Below are 19,230 nucleotides of genomic sequence, written 5' to 3' on the forward strand. Positions count from 1 at the left end.
CCGGGAGCACCCGCAGGCGAGCGGAATGCCGTGTTGCTCCTCGCGCTCTAGTTGGCGTTCCTGACACAGGCCTTTCGGCGCCTCCGGTCGACTGCCCGCTTCCACTTCGGTGATCGGCGATTGCGCGGACCTCCTTGAGGAGCGCCGAGCAGCCATCGTCTTGACCGGCCGCCCACGAGCGCACGAAACTCCGGCCATGGCGGAAGAGCTCGAGATCGTTCGCGGAGCCTGTCCCCACGACTGCCCGGACACCTGCGCGTGGGACGTCTCGGTGCGCGAAGGCCGGGCCGTGGCGATGCGGGGCGCCAAGGACCACCCGTTCACGCGGGGAGGACTGTGCGCCAAGGTCAGCCGTTACCTCGATCGCGTGTATGCGCCCGACCGCCTGCTCCATCCCATGCGGCGCGTGGGCGCGAAGGGCGAGGGCCGCTTCGAGCGCATCGGCTGGGACGAAGCGCTCGATCGGGTATGCGAGGCGCTCACGCGCGTCGTGTCCGAGCATGGCGGCTCGGCCGTGATGCCCTACAGCTACATGGGAACCCAGGGCATCGTGCAGAGCGCTTCCCTCGACCGCCGCTTCTTCTCGCTGCTCAAGGCCACGCGTCTCGTGCGCGAGGTCTGCGGCTCGGCGCCCGCGCACGGGTTCGCCGCCACCCAGGGCGGCACCAAGGGCATGCTCCCCGAGGATCTGCAGCACAGCCGGCTGATCCTCCTCTGGGGCACCAACACCATCGTCACCAACCTTCATCTGTGGCCGTTCATCACGGCGGCGCGCAAGCAGGGAGCGCGCGTGGTCGTGATCGACCCGGTCAAGACCCGAACCGCGGAGTCGGCTGACCAGCACGTGCGGCCGCGACCAGGCACCGATGCCGCGCTCGCGCTGGGGCTGATGCACGTGATCGTTCGGGATGGCCTGGTGGACCACGATTACGTCGCGCGCCACACGCTGGGCTTCGAGGCGCTGCGCGAACGGCTCGCGCAGTACCCTTTGGATCGCGTCGCGTCGCTGACCGGAGTCTCGGCCGTCGAGGTCGAGGATCTGGCGCGCGACTACGCGACGATGACCCCGCAGGCCATCCGCACGCTGATCGGCATGGGCCACCATCAGCACGGCGGAATGATGCACCGCACGATCGCTTGTCTGCCCGGTCTGGTGGGCGCGTGGCGCCATCGTGGCGGCGGCCTGGTCGGCACGGCCTCGTGGGCCGGCATGGCGCCGCTCAACGCCGCGGCGGTCGCGCGTCCCGACCTCGAGGACAAGACGATCCGCCAGGTCAACATGGTCCAGCTCGGCCGCGCGCTCACGTCACTGGAGCCGCCGATCCGGGCACTGATGGTCTACAACTCCAATCCTGCGACGATCGCTCCGGAGCAGGGGCGCGTCCTTTCGGGCCTGCGCCGCGAGGACCTGTTCACCGTCGTGATCGAGCAATTCATGACCGACACCGCGCTGCACGCCGACGTCGTGCTTCCCGCCACGACTCAGGTCGAGCACTGGGACCTCGTGCCCTCCTGGGGCACCGCCTATCTGACGCTCAATCGGCCGGCGATCGCGCCGCTCGGCGAGGCGCTTCCCAACAGCGAGATCTTCCGCCGGCTGGCTTCACGCATGGGGCTCGATCCGCAGCTCTTCGCCGAGAGCGACCAGGAGCTGATCCGCCGTGCGCTCGACAGTCCGCATCCGCTCATGAAGGGCATTTCCTTCGAAGCGCTGCTGGAGCGTGGGTACGTGCGCACCGCCGTTCCCGAAGACTGGCGCCCCTATGCGGAAGGCGGCTTCGCCACAGAATCGGGGAAGCTCGAGTTCTTCTCGGCGGCGCTCGAGGCGCGCGGTCTGGATCCGCTGCCGGTCCATGCCGCCGCGAACGAATCGCCGGAGGGCGACCCCTCGCTGGCGGCGCGATTCCCGCTTCAACTCGTGAGCGGCAAGTGGTCGCTCCACTTCCTCAACTCGAGCTATGCCAACCTGCCTCATCACCTCGAGGCGGAGGGGGAGATGCGCGCCGAGCTCGACGCCGGCGATGCCGCCGCTCGAGGAGTCCGCGAAGGCGACATGGTCCGAGTCTTCAATGACCGAGGCTCGGTGGTCGCCCGTGCCCGGCTCTCGGACCGCGTGCCCGCCGGCATCGTCGGACTGCCTTCCGGATGGTGGGCCTCGCGAACGGCGACCGGTTCCAGCGTCAATGCGCTGACCGATGCCCGCCTCACCGATCTTGGCGGCGGAGTCGCTTATCATGATGCTCTGGTCGACGTGGAGCGCGTCATGGACTGAGCCGCGCTCGAGGGTCAGGACGCCGCTTTCGTCGCTCGGGCTCGACCGATCAGGCGCTTTTCATCGCCGGAACCCGCGCGCTCCCCGTAGTGTTCGCATCGATATCCCTTCCCTCCACCTCGAGGAATCACGATTCATGAAGCGCACGCTGACCTTCATCGCCACGGCCCTGCTCCTGACCGCGGCCTCGCCGTCGAGTCCTCCGCCGGCCAGCCGCTCCGCCGATCAGTATCTCGCCCAGTTCGTCGATCCATCCGTCTCACCGCGCACCGACTTCTTCCGCTACGCGGTCGGTCGATGGCTCAAGGATCATCCCATTCCACCCAACGAGCGCTCCTGGGGGATCTCCCACGTCGTGCAGGAGGAGACCTACCGCCGGGTGATCGCGATCAGCAACGAGGCGGCCGCCGACACCAAGTCCGCGCGCGGCAGCAACGCGCAGAAGATCGGAGACTTCTGGTACGCGGCCATGGACACCGTGACCATCCTCGAGCAGGGCTTCGAGCCTCTGGCGGAGGAGTTCTCCCGCATCGACGCCGTGAAGGACGTTCCTGGTCTCCTCGACGAGGTCGCGCACCTCGGATACATCGGGGTCGGCGCCATGTGCTCATTCGCGATCTTCCAGGACGAGATGAACAGCAATCGCTACGCCCTCCATCTCTACCAGGGGGGCCTCGGGCTGCCGGATCGCGACTACTACTTCGACCAGGACGAGCGGGCCACGTCGCTTCGGCGCGAATACGTGAATCACGTGGCCCGCATGTTCCACCTGCTCGGCGACGACACCACTCGCGCCCGCAGCCGCGCGGCGGCGGTGATGAGCCTCGAGACCGAGCTGGCCGGAGCCTCGCGCAAGCTCGAGGACCTGCGCGATCCCCGCGCCAACTACAACGCGATGGCGATCGCCAAGCTCGGGACACTCGCGCCCAGCATTCCCTGGAAGCGTTTCCTCGAGAAGGGCCGCCTGGTCCGCCTCGACACCGTGGTCGTCGGGCAGCCGGAGTTCTTCAAGCAGGTGGAGAAGTCGCTGCGCTCGCGCAGCCTGGCCGACTGGAAGAGCTACCTGCGCTGGCAACTCGCCCATGCCTACGCGGCGCAGGCGGGAGGGAAGTACGACGCCGAGAACTTCCGCTTCTACGGGACGATCCTGAACGGCACTCCCGAGCAGCGGCCGCGCTGGAAGCGGATGCTCGACCAGCAGGAGAATTATCTCGGCGACGCGCTGGGACAGCTCTACGTGCAGCGCTACTTTTCGCCGCGGACCAAGCAGCGCTACGAGAAGCTCACCGAGGACATCTTCGCCGCCTTCCGGGAACGGATCCACAAGCTCGATTGGATGAGCCAGGCCACCAAGGAGCGCGCGCTCAAGAAACTCGGCACGGTGGACCGCAAGGTCGGCTATCCGGCCAAGTGGCGCGACTACTCCACGTACGAGGTGGACCGCACGTCGTTCCTGGGCAACTGCAAGCGCGGCAACATCTGGCTCAGCGACTTCTACATCCAGAAGCTCTACAAGCCGGTGGATCGCACGGAATGGTTCATGACCCCTCAGACGTACAACGCCTACTACAACCCGTCGAACAACGAGATCGTGCTCCCCGCGGCGGTGTTCATCCTGCCCGGGATCGCGGACTCGCTGGTCGACGACGCGCTGGTGTACTCGTACGCGGGCGGCACCACCATCGGACACGAGATCACGCACGGGTTCGACGACCAGGGACGCCAATTCGACGAGCGCGGCAACCTCGAGAACTGGTGGACGCCGGACGACGAGAAGGAGTTCAACCGCCGCGCCGGCTATATCGTCCGCCAGTACGACGACTACGTCGCCGTGGGGGACCTCCACGTCAACGGGAAGGCCACCCAGGGCGAGAACATCGCCGATCTCGGCGGCATGCTGCTGGGCTGGGACGCATACACGAAGACCGAGGAGTACAAGCTCGGGAAGACGCTTGGCGGGCTGACGCCGTCGCAGCGCTACTTCATCGGCTGGGCGCTCGGCTGGATGAACGAGATCCGTCCCGAGAACCTCGCGGTCCGGGTGAAAACCGATGTTCACGCGCCGAGCTTTCTGCGCGTGATCGGCCCGGCCTCGAACCTCACCTCGTTCTACCAGGCGTACGGCGTCAAGCCCGGCGATCGGATGTACCGCGCAGATTCGGTGCGCGTGAGCATCTGGTGATGGAAGCGGGCGGGAAGTCGCCGGGCCGGGCAGCGCCCTGAGGCGCTGCACTCGGCCCGCCAGATCCTCGGCGCCGCCGGTCGAGCAGCGCTGGCTGGAGAACGCCTAGGGAAGCGTTCTGCGGAAGTCCTCGGCCGGAGCCGGCAACGAGGCCCCGGTGGGCTCGAACAGCAGCTTCTTCACGGTCGAGCCAGGCCCGTAGTACGTGTTGTTCCAGTCGTTCTCGGCCGCCAGACGCGCGCCTTCGAACGAGAGACCCGCGAACAGTCCCTTGGACTTCGCGTAAGAGTAGATCTCGGCGTTGAGCTTGAGGTCCGTGCTGGCCTCTCCGCTCCTCCCGAACGGTCCCGCGGCGACGCTCGCCTTTCCGCCGAGCGTGACCTTGCTTCCGGTGAGCAGCGACTTGGCGCCCTCCTGGTTCATGAAGAAGAGGACGAGATCGCTGGACTCGGCGCCGATCTGGAGACCGACGCTTCCGCCGGACAGCTTGATGAAGCTCGGGGCGCTCCACCCCGAATCGATTCGGCAGCTGATCGCTCCGGAGCCGAAGCGAGCCCCGTAGCCCAGGGCGCCCTTCATGGCGTTGGGAATGACGGCGATGCACTGGCATTCCTTGAGCAGCGCTTCGGGAACCGCGCGGTCGGGCAGGGCCAGCAGCTGCGTGTAGACGTTTTTCGCGTCGACCAGCTTGTCGCTGAGATCGGCGACGTCCTTGTCCGCGAGCGCGGGCACGGCCAGCAGCGTCGCGAGTACGGCGGTGGCTGTCCATCCGCCAAGATTCCTCATCGGGTTCTCCCCTCGGTGATTCGAAATGTCTGCGTTGGGGCGTCCTCGGCGGTTCGAGTCCGTTCGAGCCGCCGTCGGTTGGTGTGACCGCCGATAAGGAGCAATCCCCCGGCCACTTCGAGTCGTGGATATGCTCAATCGCACAACCCGTTCTCTGGGAATGAGATGGGAGCATCGCCGCTATGGACCGCTCGCGGCCTGCGCAGGAAAGGCTTGCGCCCGCCGATGCCGCGCCGGGCAACGCTTACATGAGCATGCTCAGGGGCGCTGCGTGGAGGGCGGCTCGGGGATCGGCTCGGGAATCGGCACGGGCTCGCTGATCGTCGGCTCGGGCGGCGGCGGCTCGACGCCTTCCGGGAGCGGCTCCCCGACGGCCGCCTTGGCGAGCACCACTCCTGCGGACGGCGGCGGCACCACCGGTGGGGGCGGAGCGTTCAGATCCATGAGGCCTTCCGGCTTCTCGATGCCCTCGCCCTCGACCCGCGCCTCTTCGGGACGCTCCGAGACCAACGCCCGCAGCCGCTTGGCGAGCGCGCGCACGACCTCCTGGAGCAGCATGAGATCGGCGGCCGCCACGTCGTAGAACTGTTCACGATGGAGCGCCAGAGCGAGCCCATCCTCGACCGCATCGGCGCGCTGACCGCGCTCGGAGCCATCGACCAAGGCCCAGGTGCCGAAGGCTTCTCCGGGCCCCACTTCGGACAGCACCCGGCCACCGCTCGACAGACGCACCCGCCCTTCGACCACCATGTAGAGCGCGTCCGCCGGATCCTCCTCCTTGTAGATCGTATCGTTGGCGGTGAGCTCGACCTCCATCGCCACTTCGGCCAGTCTCAGGAGGTGGCGTGGACCCACGTCCCTGAGCAGGTCGGCGCCCTTGAGGATCAGCACCCTCTCGACCGGGGTCAGCATGCGACGGGACTCCGTCCTGCCGCGGCCGTGCGCGATGGAGCGGCCAGTGTGAGCACCCGCGCGATCTCGCCTCGCACGATCTCCGGAGCATCGTCCTCGAGTGGAAGCGTGCGGAGATCGAAGGTGGGATCGTGCCGCGAGGCGCGGACGGCGCACGCGCGCAGCCACGCGTCTTCGGAATCCCACGCCATGCGGATCCAGTGGCCGAGCGGATGATCGATCTCCTTGGCGCCTTCCTTCTCCGCCGGGCGCTCGAACGCCTGGCTCAACGGGCGGAACAAGCGCCGGGGCAACCGGTGACTGAGGTATTCGAGCGCCGGCGCGATCGCGTCGGGATCACGGGAGCGTAGCCGCTCGAGCGCGCCGAGCATCGGCCGGGCTTCGTACCAGCATGCCAGGGCTTGCAGACCACGCTCCAGAGCCATCGACGCGCTCTCCTCGCAGCTTTGTGCCAGCAGCTTCACTTCGGGCGCCTCGTAGGTCGACAGCGCCCGCGCCGGCTGCAGGCAGAGCCGGTAGTCGGCGAGCTCTTGAAGGAACAGGCGATGAGCCGCGCCCCTGGAGAGGACCGGGCGGCCCAGGTCGACCCGGATCTTGACCAGCGCATGGAACGCGAGGTGCCGCAGCCAGACATCGCGATGGCGAGTCAGTGGAATCAGGGCGTCGATGGCGCGCCGGTTCCCCATCAGCGCCAGCGTGCGGGCCGCCACGCTCTGCCCCGCAGGTCCGTGGAGACCCTGCAGCCAATCCTGCAACGCTCGAACCGCCGACGAGCCGATCGCCGCCACCGCCTGCCGGGCCTCGTGCCCCAGATTTTCGTCGAGCAGCATGGGCAGCACCGCGTCGAGCAGCTGGCGGATCGGCCGGCGCGCCATCGACTGGAGCGCGGACCGTCGCACCTCGAGGTCCGGGTCGGCGAGCAGCGCACGCATCGCGTCGACCGGCGCGCGTGACGGCAATGCGCCGATGGCCAAGGCGGCGAGCTGGCGGATGTCCGCCCGGCTCGAAGCGCGCCAGGACTCCACTCGCGGGGCCGTGAGCGCGACGCCGACCTGAGGATGGTCGAGCATCACCTCGAGGACGTAACGGCACATGGTCACGTCGTCGCCGGAGAGCAGGGTGCGGGCGGCATCCACGGGATGACGCCCGCGTGTCAGGCGATAGCTCACCGCGGCACGGCGCACCGCCTCGTTGGAATCGCCCAGCAGCGGCTCGATCTCGTTCTCGGGATCGCGCACGCCGAGGACCTCGAGCGCCTGGATCGCGGCAGCCCGCACCGCGGGTGAGGGCCGGCGCAGGCACTCACGCACCGCGGCGATGCTCGCTCGATCGCGCACGCGCTGCAGGAGCTGCAGAGCCACCACGACGCGGCGTTCGTCCGGGCTCCGGAGCGCATCCAACCCTGCGCGCCGCGCCGATGGGATGCGCATGATCTCGGCCGCCTCCTCGGGCTCGATCCAGCGCTTGCTGAGCGCCACCTCGAAGGCTTGCCCGTATTGCCGGTCGAGGCGCAGCAGGACGACCAGCCACAGCGCCGCCAGGACGGCCGTGGCGATCGCGATGGCGGGCATCGGCAAACGGAGCGCGTGGAGGATGAACAGCAGGAGGACGCCCACCGCGGCGTCCGACCAACGCTCCACGAGCGTGTCGATGGCCGGCTTGATCCTGCGACGCTCGCTGGGGCGGATGGCGGCGTAGTAGATCTCGCCCGACGCCTTTCCGAGGGTCTGGAACACCACACCCTGAACCCAGCGCATCGCGACGATGATCCAGGCGCCGCTGCCGAGGATCATCCAGATCGCGAACGCCAGGACCGTCGTCGGCTGGAGACCCGTCGAGGCGCCGAGCCCGAGACGATGGAGCAGCCAGCCGGCGAATCCGAACTGGAAGATCAGGGCCAGAGTGTTGAGGCCGACGTAGAACATGCCGAGGAACTCGGCCAGCCGGTGAGGATTGGGGTACAGACGCTGGATGAAGTACTTGAACTGGAAGTCCACGAGCGTGGAGACGATCACCGACAGCGCCAGGCCCGCGACGAAGATCTTGATGTACTTGGAGCGCCGCACGATTCCCCAGCGCGAGATGGCCGACTGCGCCTCGGCCAGACGCGGACGACGCCGATGCCGCAGCTCGATGATTCGCGTGAGGAGCTGGGCGGCGATCAGCAGGATGGTCAGCAGCCAGATGAGTCCTTCCCGGCGCACGACCGACGTGAGCGACGCGGCGAGCCCGCCGCCCAGGAGCCCGCCGAGCAGTCCGAAGCCGGAGAGCACGGGGAAGACGCTGCGCGCCTTGCGGGAGTCCCACACGTCGAGGGCGAGGACCCAGAAGTGCGAGAGCAGGAGCAGCACCTGGCTGCCCGTCCATACGTAGAGCGCCGCGGCGGTCCAGTGGCGCGCCAGAGGGTAGGCGAAGGCCAGCCCGGTGCCGATCAGGATCGCCAGCAACTGGTTGAAGTGCATCGGATCGACCCGCGTGTAGCGCCTCACGATCTCCGATTCCAGCCACACGAAAGCCGCCGAGCCGACGGCCACCGCCACGTAGGCGTAGGGGAGCGCGAGAGCCCCGAACTCGACGATGAACAGCGCGTCGCGCAGGACCTTTGCGATCGTGTAGCCGCAGAAGAGAACGGAGATCAGGGCGCCCATCAGCGCCAGGGTGCCGACCTCACGAGGCTCGAGCCCCAAGCGCCGCGAGGCGCCCGCGAGCACGTCTCCGACGGCCATGGATCAGGCCGCTTTGGGCGGCTCGGCGAGGCGCTGGAAGCGGCGGCCGATGGCGACCGCGATGACCAGCCACACCAGCGTCAGCGCCGCGTTGGTCAGCGCGAACTCACGGGGCGCGAAGCCCAGCCACGTCGTGCCGGCGAAGACCAGCCCCGCGGAGAGCACGTCACCGAAACGGACGAAGAACGTGTCGTTCGCCTGCTTGGCCTTGTACTTGGCCTCCCGGCTGGTGGGCAGATAGAGCGCGTTGCGGGTGGTGTTCTGCAGCGAGTAGTCGAGCGAGTTCTCCGCGAGCTTCACGCCGCGGATCCACGACAGGACGGGGATGAAGGCCATGGAGGCGTAGCCCGCCAGCGCGACCACCGGCAGCACCAGCAGGGCGGCGCGCACCCCAAAGTACTTGATCACCCGGGAGACGACGAACGCCTGGATCAGCCCGGAGATCACGTTCACCAGAGTGAAGAAGTTCCCGTAGAACTCACCGATCACCTTCTTCTCGTCGAGCGTCCCGGTGCCGTGCGCGGCGCTATAGAGATCGACCACGGTCTTGCCCAGGATGTACTCCCCGGTCGTGTTCACCAGGTTGTAGATCAGCATGAGGAAGGCGATCAGCAGCAGGTAGCGGTCCGAGAACACCAGGGCGAACCCGTTGCGGCCGCGCACCGGCTCCTGGCTTCGGTCCGGCTCGGCCGCCGGGGCGTCGGTCTCGGCGGCGCGATCGCCTTCGGTGGCCTTTCGATGCTCCCCCATGGCTCGCTCGCGGCGGTCGACGATGTTCGTGAGCACCATCGAGATGCCCAGCATGGCGGCCGCGCCGAGCAGGAAGGGATAGGGGCCCCACTCCTTGACCAGCTGTCCGGTGGCGAAGGCGCCGACGATCGCGCCGAGCGAAGCGCCGAAGCCGACGATGGCGAACAGGCGCTTCCCCTGGTGGACGGAGTACACGTCGTTCGCGAATGCCCAGAGCTGAGCGATGATCATCAGGTTGAAGATCCCGACCCAGATGAAGAACGCCACGCCGATCGGGACGCCGGACGCGTTGAGCACGAAGAACGCCACCAGACAAGCGATGAAGAAGGTCGTCACGCCGTTGATGAGCTTCAAACGGGTCACACGCGAGGCGAGCGCGCTGTAGGCCGGAACGATCATCATCAACAGGCCGGCGGTGGCGGCGGCACTGTAGCTCTTCACCTCGGCGCCGCCCGGAATCGTGAGGATCAGCGGCTCGCGGATGGTCTTCAGCAGGTAATACGCCGCGAGCAGCAGGAAGATGTTGGCCATCAGCAGCAGGGCGGTCGCACCCTCGCCGGCCTGGACCTCGGCGAACAGACCGAGGATGCGGTCCATGGGGCCCTTCGACGACCGTGGCCTCGACCACGATTCGTCGATCGGGCGCGTCGTGGTGGTCTGCATCGGTTCCTCCTCGCGGGGAGCGATCGGTTAGCGGCCCCCGGAGGGAGTCTTCTTGCCCGGAGGTGGTTTCGAGAGGATGCGCTTGCTGGCCGAGACCGAATCCTCCTTGGCGGCCACGGACGGTTTCATGTCCTCGTTGTTCGCCGGCTCGCTCGGGCCCTTCTGCGGCGGGACCGGGATCTTCCTCTGATCGATCTTCGGAATCCCGTAGCGCTTGAGATCGATCTGGACCTTGTCGATCAGCCAGGTCTTGGACTTCTCGTCGACGCCATAGGTGTAGAACTCGCCGCCGCCGAACCACAGCCGGAACATCACGAAGTTGAACACTCGCGCGGTGACCACGTTGTCGGCCTTCATCTCGCCGCCGGCGACCCGGTAGCCCGCGAACATGGAACCGGCGACGGGCGAATCCGGCACGTTGTGCATCGGCGCCCCACCGCCGCCGCTCATGATCGTGACCAGCACCGCGTCCGGCCAGGTCATCAGGGCTCGTTGATACGCGTGCTCGTGGCCGCTGGCGAGGATGGAGATCCCCGACTCGTGGAGCGCCCGCACCATGCGTGCGCGCCGCTCCCGGAGCACCGGGTCGCGCTGCCACTCGTCCCGGTGGAAGCCCGCCGAGAAGGGGGGATGGTGCATCATCACCAGCACCGGCCCTGGATGTTCTTTCACGCGGTCCACCAGCCAGGTGAACTGCTCGTCGGAGTACCGGACCTGCACGGCGCGCGTCCAACGGTTGCGCGGATCGACGATGGGGTTGGTGTCGAGCGCGATGAACCGCACCCAGCCATCCGCGGAGTCGAAGCAGTAGTAGAGACGATCGCCGCCCACCGGGAGACCGGTGGCCGTGCGCCAGTTCTCGACGCCCAGCTCGGTGTCGGTGCGCTCATGGTTGCCGGCCACCGCGAAGTAGGGGACGCGAGAGCTCAGCGGCTGGACGATCTTGAGGAAACGCTCCCAGTGCGCCGGGATCCGGCCGTCCTCGACCAGGTCTCCGGTGTTGATCACCGCGGCGACGTCCTGCCCGCGCAGGCGCAGGGAGTCGATTTGCGACATCATCGCGCTCAGGACTTCCTTTTCACGGCCCCAATTCGGTGTGTTGCGGATCTTGTTGGGCATGTCACGCACCAGCGCCAGATCCGGATAGAGGCCTTTGAAGAGAACGACCGGGATCGTCAGGACCCCGCGGACGACGTCGACGGGGTTCCACGAGATGGCGTGACGCAGGGTCGACCACTCCGGCTGCAGACGCGCCATGCGCCAGCCGGGCCGGTTGTCTCCCATGAGGATGAAGTTGAGCGTGTCGGCGGTGAAGCCCGTCCGCAGCCGTCCGAGGTAACGCTTCGACGTGTCGCCGGTCCCCGGCACGAGCCCGATCAGCGTGTCGCCGAACATGGGACGCCAGGTCTGGACCCGGCGCGGGCGGCCGATGTAGTCGCGCACCACGGTGTCCTTCGGAACCGGGGCCATCGTCTCGGCCTGGTACTTGAGGCGTCCTGGCGCCGCGCAACCGAGGACCACGGCGACAGCGATCGAGGTCAGGAGCAGGGTGGCCGCCGACGCACGCGGCCATCCCGGGCCGGGCGCCCTTCTCGAGACGTCGGGAGTCATCGGGAGGTGATCAGCGTAGGCCCTCGAGTGCCCAGCCAGCGATAGACCAGCTTGTCACGGCGCTCCATCAAGACTCGGGTCATGTAATCGGACGCCGCGGGATTCGAATAATGCGCCGCCGCGACGGCGGCGCGGATGTGGTCGTCGGTGAAACCGGCGACGATGCGGGCGCCCCACTTCGCATCCCGCGTGGTGCGCTCGTCGAATGCCGGGTTGGGGAAATCAGGACGCCAGTCGTCGGGATCGAACTCTTTCGACTCGATCATCCCGACCGCCGGAATCTTGGGATCCACCGCGTCCTCCCACTTGGCCTTGTAGAGACCCAGCGTCGGAGTCATGCGCGCCATCGCGCCGTAATCCACATAGTACTCGAAGCCCGTCGCCGGGCCACGCGCGCGCGGCATCGCGCTCGAGCCCAGGATCGAGCCGAAGTCGATCAGATAGTGACGCACGAAGGATCGTCCACCGTCGGTCACCCACATGTCGAGCGAGTTGGCGGCCCGGGAATCGGCGTGATTCACCCACGCCGCCATGGTCCACAGACCGCGCAGCTCGCGCCGGAGCTCGTGGGGGATCAGGTCCTCGGGATCGTCCGTCCTGCGACCAGTGTAGCGGAAGGGCCCGAGCGGCTCGCCTTTCAGGAACCGGCTGGCCACGCAGCGATAGGAGCCGTCCTGTCGCCGCGCGACTCGAGCCAGCAAGGCGCTCAGGTATTGCTCGGTCATCGGATGCTTCCGCCCGCGCTTGTCCGTGTAGGTCGCGTCCTTGGCGACCTTGAGGTCTTCCCGCCGGAACCACTCGATGGTGTTCTCGGGGACATTGTAGCCCGCCGCCCAGAACACGTAAGAGCCGATGACGTCGGCCCCGGTCGCCAGCTCGGGAAAGTTGGGCGGATCGAACTTGATGATGAAGGCGTCCCCTTTGGAATCATCGATCTGGAATCCCGGCGTCACGCCCTCGCTCTTCGACTTGGTCACCGTCCACGGACCCGGCGCGGGTCCCTGTCCCGGACCCGGGCCCTTCAACATCTGCTCGACGCTCACCCGACGGAAGCCGATGCGTGGCTGCCACCATGTGCTCGGCAGGCGCACCTGATCGTCCTCGTCGACATTCGCCGCCTCGCGCGGATTCCCCGTGATGTCGCGGCCGATCTTGGCGACGTCGAATACGCTCGCGACCGGCCGGAACAGCGTCTGGTGAATCAGGTCGTACGCCGCGGAGATCTCGCGCTCCTTGGGCTTCGCCGGCTTCGCGGGCTTTGACGGAGGCGCGGCGCGGAGAGGACTCGCGATACCCACGGCCAGAGCGAGCGTGGCGGCCGCGATGAGCGTGGTGAGGGATCTCATTCGATTCTCCCGACGCTGTACGAGATCCGCGCGCCTTCGGGGCTGAAGTTCACGCCGATGGCCGCGACCGGACCCGACACATAGACGAGTCGCAATGACGCGCCGTAGGTGTTGTGCAGGTTGGTGAACTTGGCGTCGCGCCAGACGTCTCCGTAGACCGAACCCCACTCGGAATGGAGATCGAGCTCGAGCCGCCTGGAAACGGGGAAGATGTAGCTCGTCTTGAGATGAAGCAGGTCGACGTCGTAGAAGCGCCCCTGGTGGAACCCCGCCAGCCCCGTCGTGCCGCCGAGCGTCGACAGGTCGGTCATCAGCATCCGGTCGTCGTTGGCGGTGATGTCCTGATCGACGACGCGCGCCAGGACGCGCAGCGTGCGGGGATTGCGTCCAAAGGACGTCCCGGTTTCGCCCTCGAGGGTGTAGCGGTTGAACTGAGCTCCGGTTGCCGAGCCGACGTGCAGAGCCAGACCCGGTCTCGGCGCGTCGTGACGCTCGGCCGAGGCCATGAAGCGGGTGCCGCGGCTCCAGTGCGGCTCCCCCGAGCGTGAGTCGTTGAGCACGCTGACGCCATAGACCAGGTGCTCCACGTCGCGATCGAGGATGTCGGAGGCCAATCCGGGAAACGTCGTGTCCCACGACGGGAATTCGGAGTCGCGCCCGGTGCGCATCACCTGGTATCGGGTCTCCACCCATCCGGCGAGAGCGGTGCGAGCCTTGAACGAGTCATCCGGCGGTTTCTCGGTCGTGGCCTCGAGTCGCATGAACTCGGCGCGCGAGGCATAACTGCTCCGGCCCTCCTCGGGTGTCGCGGCGCCGATCCCGTAGAAACGCTCCTCAGGTCTCCAGGTGCTGCCGTAGACCAGGCCCAGAGGTCGTCCGGTGAGCCGGACGAAGGTGCCGGTGTAGTCGCGAATCGTTCCCGCGTAGCGAACCCCGAGCTCCGCGCCGGACATCACGCGCTGGCGGTACTCGACCGACGCGCCGAAGCCGGCCCGCCCTCCGAGATGCGGCGGGCTGACCGACCACTGCGGGCGCTGCCCGAGATCGGGACGCACCTGCGGGCCCATGGGAACCAATCCTTTGCTCTCGCCCCAGGCCAGCCGGTCTTCGATCAACACTCTGACCGGAAGCAGTGGCAGTGAGAGCAACGTGCCGGGAAACAGCACGACATGCTCCCAGGCCCGGCGTGATGGCATGGCCGACGGCGGATTCCAGGGCGGCGCGGTCGTGGCCGCCAGACTCTCCTGTGTGACGGGGGCGGGGTCGCTCGCCGAGGCCGTGGCGGCTGCCTCGCTCGAGCGGCTCCAGGCCGCTCCCGCGGGGAGTCCAGTGACGAGGGCGACGATGAGCGCGCGTTTCATGACGTCCTCCCTTGGCCTTGCGATCTCCATGACGCAGCGGGGTGGTGTCCAAGGGCAATCAGCAACCCTTGTGCCGCGCGTCTGGAAGGCCAAGCGTCATGCGCCGCAGGGAGTTATTCGTGCGCCGGGAGCGTGGAGAGGCGACACCGTGTAATTTGTGCGCCGTGTTTGAACTTCGGCGGTCAGCGCGCTTCTCCAGCCACTCGTAGAGCTCCATCATGACGATCAGCCAGAGAACGCCGAGCAGGTATCCACCGATCACGTCGGTGGGCCAGTGCTCGCCGAAGTACACGCGTGCGATCCCCATGCCCACCATGGCGAAGACGAGGACATGGAGGATGAGGGTCCGCCTCAACGAAGGCGCCATGCGAACGCAGAGCAGGTAGCAGAGGAAGCCGAAGAACGACGTCGCGTTCTGGACGTGGCCCGCGGTGAAGCTGCTGTGGATCGGCAGCTGGTGCGCCACTTCGAGCAGATCCGGCGATGGACGCGGACGCATGGCGATGTCGACCATGATCCGATGCAGGCCCGCCGCGCCGCTCGTGGCGAGCGCCGCAACGAAGGCTTCGCGACGGGCGCCGGCCAGGAAGATCGCGAAGGCGATCGCCGCGTAGAGGAGCCCGACGATGGGCGGGAAGCCGATCGCGCTCAGCGCCCACAGCGGGGCATGAATCCATGGACCATCGAGGGTCTGCACGGCGCGCGCGATCTCGAGGTCCCCGGGAAGAGGCTCGGCGCGATACGTGACCACGGCCAGACCGAGAAAGGCCACCGTTCCGATCGCGAGCGTCAGGCGGCGCAGACGCGTCCTGCGCCGAACGTGGGAGGAGGGAGAAATGCGTGGACCGCGAACGGCCTGCGCATCCGCGCCTCGAACGAGCGACGCGCTCTCGCTCATGTCCGGGTTGACTCGCCTGCCGGCTTGGCCCACTCCGCCGCGGCTCCGTTCGCATCCGGCGTCATGTCTTTCCTGGCCGGCACGCTCGGCGCCGCTTCCACCGGCATCGACAGGCCGATGCCGTTGCCGGCGATCACCGTGAGGCTCCTCGGCAGGATCTCCATCTCGACCACGCGATGCTTGGCGCTGAGGTCCTTGTCGGCGTGGGCATGCATCGGCTGGTCGGTGGTGATGCGCACGCGCCGAGCGCGGTGAACCGGAAGCTCTTCGGGAGTGCCGCCGGCGGCGGCCATGAAATGCTTGACCAGCGCCGCCTCACCCATGCCGTCGTAGAGCACGACATCGAGCATGCCGTCGTCCATCTTGGCTCCGGGCGCCACCAGCATGTTCTTGCCCATCATGGGCGCGTTGGAGGCCGTGACGATCTGCGTCGAAGCCTCCACGACCTTGTCGTCCATTTCGACCTTCATGATTCCGGGCTTGTTCTCGAAAAACTTTCGCAGCGCCTGCGGAATGATCCGCCACTCGTGCTTCTCGATGCTCTGGCCGGTCAGCGCGGCGATCGCGCTCAGCCCCGTGCCCGCGCCTTCGAGGAAATACGTGACGTGCGGCTTGTCGCTGGAAACGATGTGACCCACGTCGATGTGGCGCGTGGCGCCCATCCCGATGAGCGCGCACGCCTCCTCGATTTCCAGCGGAACTCCCAGGCAGCGAGCGAGGTTGTTCATGGTGCCGAGGGGGACGATGCCGAGCACCACGTCGCTCCCGATCAGCTGCGAGGCGGCCTCCTCGATGGTGCCGTCGCCCGCGGCGACGACCACGAGCGGCACCCGCGACTTACGCGCGTCGCGCACGATCTCACGAGCCGCCTTCCCCGAGGTCTTCACGCCGATGCGCGGCTCGATCCCATGAGCGCGCAAGGCGCTCACCACTTTGGCGAGTCGCAGCGCGTTGTGATCGGGATCGCGTCCGGCAGAGGGATTGAAGATGAGCTGCGCCTCACGGAAACCCGTGATCCCGCCCTTGCCGGCTTCGGCGCGCAACGGCTGGGCCATGCGCCGCTCGAGGGTGGCCAACTGCGCCTCGATGGACAGCAGTTTGGCCTTGCGACGCTCCAGGCGCGCCGCGGCCTTTTCCACCCGCCCGAGCTGCTGCTCGTGCTGCCGCTGTTTTCGCTTCAGCGACTTGGCGATGGTTCGTGACTTCGGTTGGGTTTGCATGAGGTCTACCTCATCGAGTAGCGGGTCATGGGAAGAGGGACGGCGGACGGCGGCTCATCTGGCCGCACCCGTGCCCAGCGAACACACAGGATCGAGTACACGCCGAACGCGATCAGGCCGGAGGCCACCGCGATCAGCGCCGGCCTGCCGAACGGCTCGTTCAGCAGCTTGAGGAACGCTCCGCCCAGGTCCCTGGACTCCTCGGGGTCGATGCGAAGCCCCGCCATCACCAGCGAAATGCCGATGAGGATGAACACGATGGCGCGAGACGCGATTCCGATCCGGCCGAGATGCCGGGCCCAGACGTGCTCGCCCGGCCCCATGCGTGACAGATCGAGATCCCGCATGAAGCTCGCCCTCAGCGCCATCCACAGCTGGACCAGACCGGCGAACGCGATCCATGCGAGTCCGATCACGATCACGATCCACGAGCCGAAGGGGCGGGCGAGTGCTCCGGCGGTCCATTCCTGCGTCGAGCGCTCGTCGTGGGGAGTGCCTAGCATGATCTGCACCGCGAACCACAGGAGCGCCCCGTACGCGAGGCCGCTGGTCAGGTAGCCGAGACGGGTGAACACTCCGGCGAGCGACCAGCCACGCTTCAGCGGATCGAGCAACGCCCGGTACAGCCCCCACAGGGCGTAGCCCGCCAGACCGACCGCCACGATCACGACGAGCACGTTCCCGAGCGGCTGGTTGCCCAGCGTCTCGATCGCCTCCTTCTGATCGATGGCATCACCCTTCGAGCTCACGGCGATGCGCAACGCAAACGCGGCGGGAATCAGGAACACGAACGCGCGAGCCAGCTGACCGAAGCGCATCAGACCTTCCAGCCAGCGGTCGCGCGCACGCCGGAAACCGGAAGCGCCATGGTTGCGCCCCAGCTGGAGATCGCGGCCTTGGGCGGGTGAATAGGCCATGGATCCTCCTAAGCGGCTTGCTTGCCCGGGTTCGGCGCCACGGGCTGGCGAACGAAGAATCGCGTCTTGCCCCATCGGTAGACCCGGATCGTGCCGATCAACCACAGGCTTCCGAACAGGTACGCGCCACAGACGTCACTGAACCAGTGCTGTCCCTGGTAGATGCGCGAGAGACCCATGAGCAGGACCAGCGCGCCCAGCGCCGACAGGATCACGACGCGAACGGTGGATGGCTTGAGCAGCGAGTACGCGAGGAAGGCGAGGAACCCGCCGAGGCAGGTGAACTCCAAGGTGTGGCCGCTCGGAAAACTTGACGAGGGAAGCTGGGCGAAGACGTCGATCAGATCCGCGCTCGGCCGCGGCCGGTAGACGATCAGCTTCACCAGACTGCCGAGCAGCACGCCGCCGGAGGCCAACAGGAGACAGAGCGCTTCCCAGCGCAATCCGAATACAAAGAGCGAGAACACGATCGTTCCCACGAGGACCTGGACCTGCGGGGGGAAACCGATCCAGCTCACCCAGAACATCACGCGAGCGAACCAGACCCCGTGGTATGCCTGAATGTTACGCGTGATGCTCAGATCGATCGGGAAGTAGGCGACCGTGTGCGCCACGACGGCCAGCGTCACGAAAGCGACGGCGGCCACGATGACGTAGCTCTGGAACAGCGCGGCCCGGTAGCGGCGCGCCGGAGGCGGGGCGATCGCCTGCGCGTTGACCTTCTGCCTGGGACCTGGGTGCTGCGCATGGGCGACGTGGGCCAACTGCGCCTCCTCACTCGGTGCGTATCGTCGCCATCGCACTCGCACGTCCCATGCCGGACCTGCTGCGGCTCTATGTCGCTGGACGCCCGCATCACGTTCCGTTGACTTCCGTTCGCTTTCGGCAGAATCGTCTTACGCTTGAACTTTCTTCCCTGTCGCGCATGGGCCTCGCCCTCTTACGCCCACGCTTCTCCGATCTCCGTCCGCGTAGCTGATGCGCTCGCAATGATCCGCGGCGCCGGGACGGACGGTCATCGCCGCTGGCACTGAATTGGCCTCAACGCCGGCGGATGAGCGCGCCTCGAGGGCGCTCTGCTGGTTTCAGCCGCCCTCGGCGCGCCGGAAAGGAGGGCAGCACCATGACGCGAGCCAGGCGGCTCACCTACGCCCTGCTCAGGATCGTCGTCGGTGTTCTGTTCATGCAGCACGGAGGCCAGAAGCTCTACGGGTGGTTCGGAGGGGTAGGTGGTCCTCCCGGCGCGACGGTCCCCCTCAATTCGCTGATGGGGGTGGCCGGGATGCTCGAGTTCTATGGAGGACTGGCGATCGCGATCGGTTTGCTGACCCGGCCGGTGGCCTTCCTGCTCGCGGGCGAGATGGCGGTCGCGTACTTCATGTCGCACTTCCCGCGCGGCTTCTGGCCGCTCCAGAACCGCGGCGAGGCGGCCGCGCTCTACTCGTTCATCTTCCTGTTCTTCTCCGCTCATGGAGCGGGAGGCTTCAGCGTCGACTCGCTGTTGTTCCATCGTTATCGACGACACCCTCACGTCGACGAGGGCCCGCTGCCCGAAGCACGGTCCCGCGTGGCTTAGAGCACCAAGG

At 67.3% G+C, this 19,230-nt stretch carries 14 protein-coding genes; 3 read left to right on the top strand and 11 right to left on the bottom strand.

Features of this window, described 5'->3' with window-relative positions; genetic code table 11:
• Positions 1-196 precede the first annotated feature (196 nt).
• Positions 197-2,272 (top strand): molybdopterin oxidoreductase family protein, encoded by a 2,076-nt coding sequence (locus tag VFQ05_16100; protein HET9328290.1) that lies wholly within the window; start codon positions 197-199, stop codon positions 2,270-2,272.
• A 136-nt stretch (positions 2,273-2,408) separates the two neighbouring features.
• The gene (locus VFQ05_16105) at positions 2,409-4,454 is read left to right on the top strand and encodes a M13 family metallopeptidase (GenBank protein HET9328291.1); all 2,046 of its coding nucleotides are present in this window, start codon (positions 2,409-2,411) and stop codon (positions 4,452-4,454) included.
• Positions 4,455-4,559: 105 nt separating this feature from the next.
• Here the strand turns inward: VFQ05_16105 and VFQ05_16110 are convergent, their stop codons facing one another.
• From VFQ05_16110 to VFQ05_16160, 11 genes are all read right to left on the bottom strand, one after another.
• On the bottom strand, positions 4,560-5,240 hold the full coding sequence (locus tag VFQ05_16110) for a lipid-binding SYLF domain-containing protein (GenBank protein HET9328292.1): 681 nt from the start codon (positions 5,238-5,240) through the stop codon (positions 4,560-4,562).
• Positions 5,241-5,498: 258 nt separating this feature from the next.
• Positions 5,499-6,152, bottom strand: a complete 654-nt coding sequence (locus VFQ05_16115) for a Crp/Fnr family transcriptional regulator (protein HET9328293.1) — start codon at positions 6,150-6,152, stop codon at positions 5,499-5,501.
• Positions 6,146-8,878 carry a HEAT repeat domain-containing protein gene (locus VFQ05_16120; protein ID HET9328294.1) on the bottom strand — a complete coding sequence of 911 codons (2,733 nt, stop codon included), beginning with the start codon at positions 8,876-8,878 and terminating at the stop codon, positions 6,146-6,148. Before VFQ05_16120 ends, VFQ05_16115 begins: the two co-directional genes overlap by 7 nt.
• A 3-nt stretch (positions 8,879-8,881) precedes the next feature.
• The gene (locus VFQ05_16125) at positions 8,882-10,291 is read right to left on the bottom strand and encodes an Npt1/Npt2 family nucleotide transporter (protein ID HET9328295.1); all 1,410 of its coding nucleotides are present in this window, start codon (positions 10,289-10,291) and stop codon (positions 8,882-8,884) included.
• A 27-nt stretch (positions 10,292-10,318) separates the two neighbouring features.
• Positions 10,319-11,902, bottom strand: a complete 1,584-nt coding sequence (locus VFQ05_16130; GenBank protein HET9328296.1) for a metallophosphoesterase — start codon at positions 11,900-11,902, stop codon at positions 10,319-10,321.
• Entirely contained in the window at positions 11,899-13,248 is a 1,350-nt protein-coding gene (locus VFQ05_16135) for a hypothetical protein (protein ID HET9328297.1), read from the bottom strand. The genes VFQ05_16130 and VFQ05_16135 overlap by 4 nt, the downstream gene beginning before the upstream one ends.
• Positions 13,245-14,609: a hypothetical protein gene (locus VFQ05_16140; protein HET9328298.1), complete on the bottom strand. Its 1,365-nt coding sequence runs from the start codon at positions 14,607-14,609 to the stop codon at positions 13,245-13,247. Before VFQ05_16140 ends, VFQ05_16135 begins: the two co-directional genes overlap by 4 nt.
• A gap of 58 nt (positions 14,610-14,667) precedes the next feature.
• Positions 14,668-15,507 carry a phosphatase PAP2 family protein gene (locus VFQ05_16145; GenBank protein ID HET9328299.1) on the bottom strand — a complete coding sequence of 280 codons (840 nt, stop codon included), beginning with the start codon at positions 15,505-15,507 and terminating at the stop codon, positions 14,668-14,670.
• Positions 15,504-16,727, bottom strand: a complete 1,224-nt coding sequence (locus tag VFQ05_16150) for a diacylglycerol kinase family protein (protein HET9328300.1) — start codon at positions 16,725-16,727, stop codon at positions 15,504-15,506. Before VFQ05_16150 ends, VFQ05_16145 begins: the two co-directional genes overlap by 4 nt.
• A gap of 5 nt (positions 16,728-16,732) precedes the next feature.
• On the bottom strand, positions 16,733-17,644 hold the full coding sequence (locus tag VFQ05_16155) for a DUF1206 domain-containing protein (protein ID HET9328301.1): 912 nt from the start codon (positions 17,642-17,644) through the stop codon (positions 16,733-16,735).
• An 8-nt stretch (positions 17,645-17,652) separates the two neighbouring features.
• The gene (locus VFQ05_16160; GenBank protein HET9328302.1) at positions 17,653-18,408 is read right to left on the bottom strand and encodes a phosphatase PAP2 family protein; all 756 of its coding nucleotides are present in this window, start codon (positions 18,406-18,408) and stop codon (positions 17,653-17,655) included.
• 359 nt (positions 18,409-18,767) lie between these two features.
• Here VFQ05_16160 and VFQ05_16165 point away from each other — a divergent pair, with 359 nt between their 5' ends.
• The gene (locus VFQ05_16165) at positions 18,768-19,220 is read left to right on the top strand and encodes a DoxX family protein (GenBank protein HET9328303.1); all 453 of its coding nucleotides are present in this window, start codon (positions 18,768-18,770) and stop codon (positions 19,218-19,220) included.
• Positions 19,221-19,230: the final 10 nt, after the last annotated feature.

The sequence above is a fragment of the Candidatus Eisenbacteria bacterium genome, assembly GCA_035712145.1.
In the GTDB taxonomy this organism is placed as follows: domain Bacteria; phylum Eisenbacteria; class RBG-16-71-46; order RBG-16-71-46; family RBG-16-71-46; genus DASTBI01.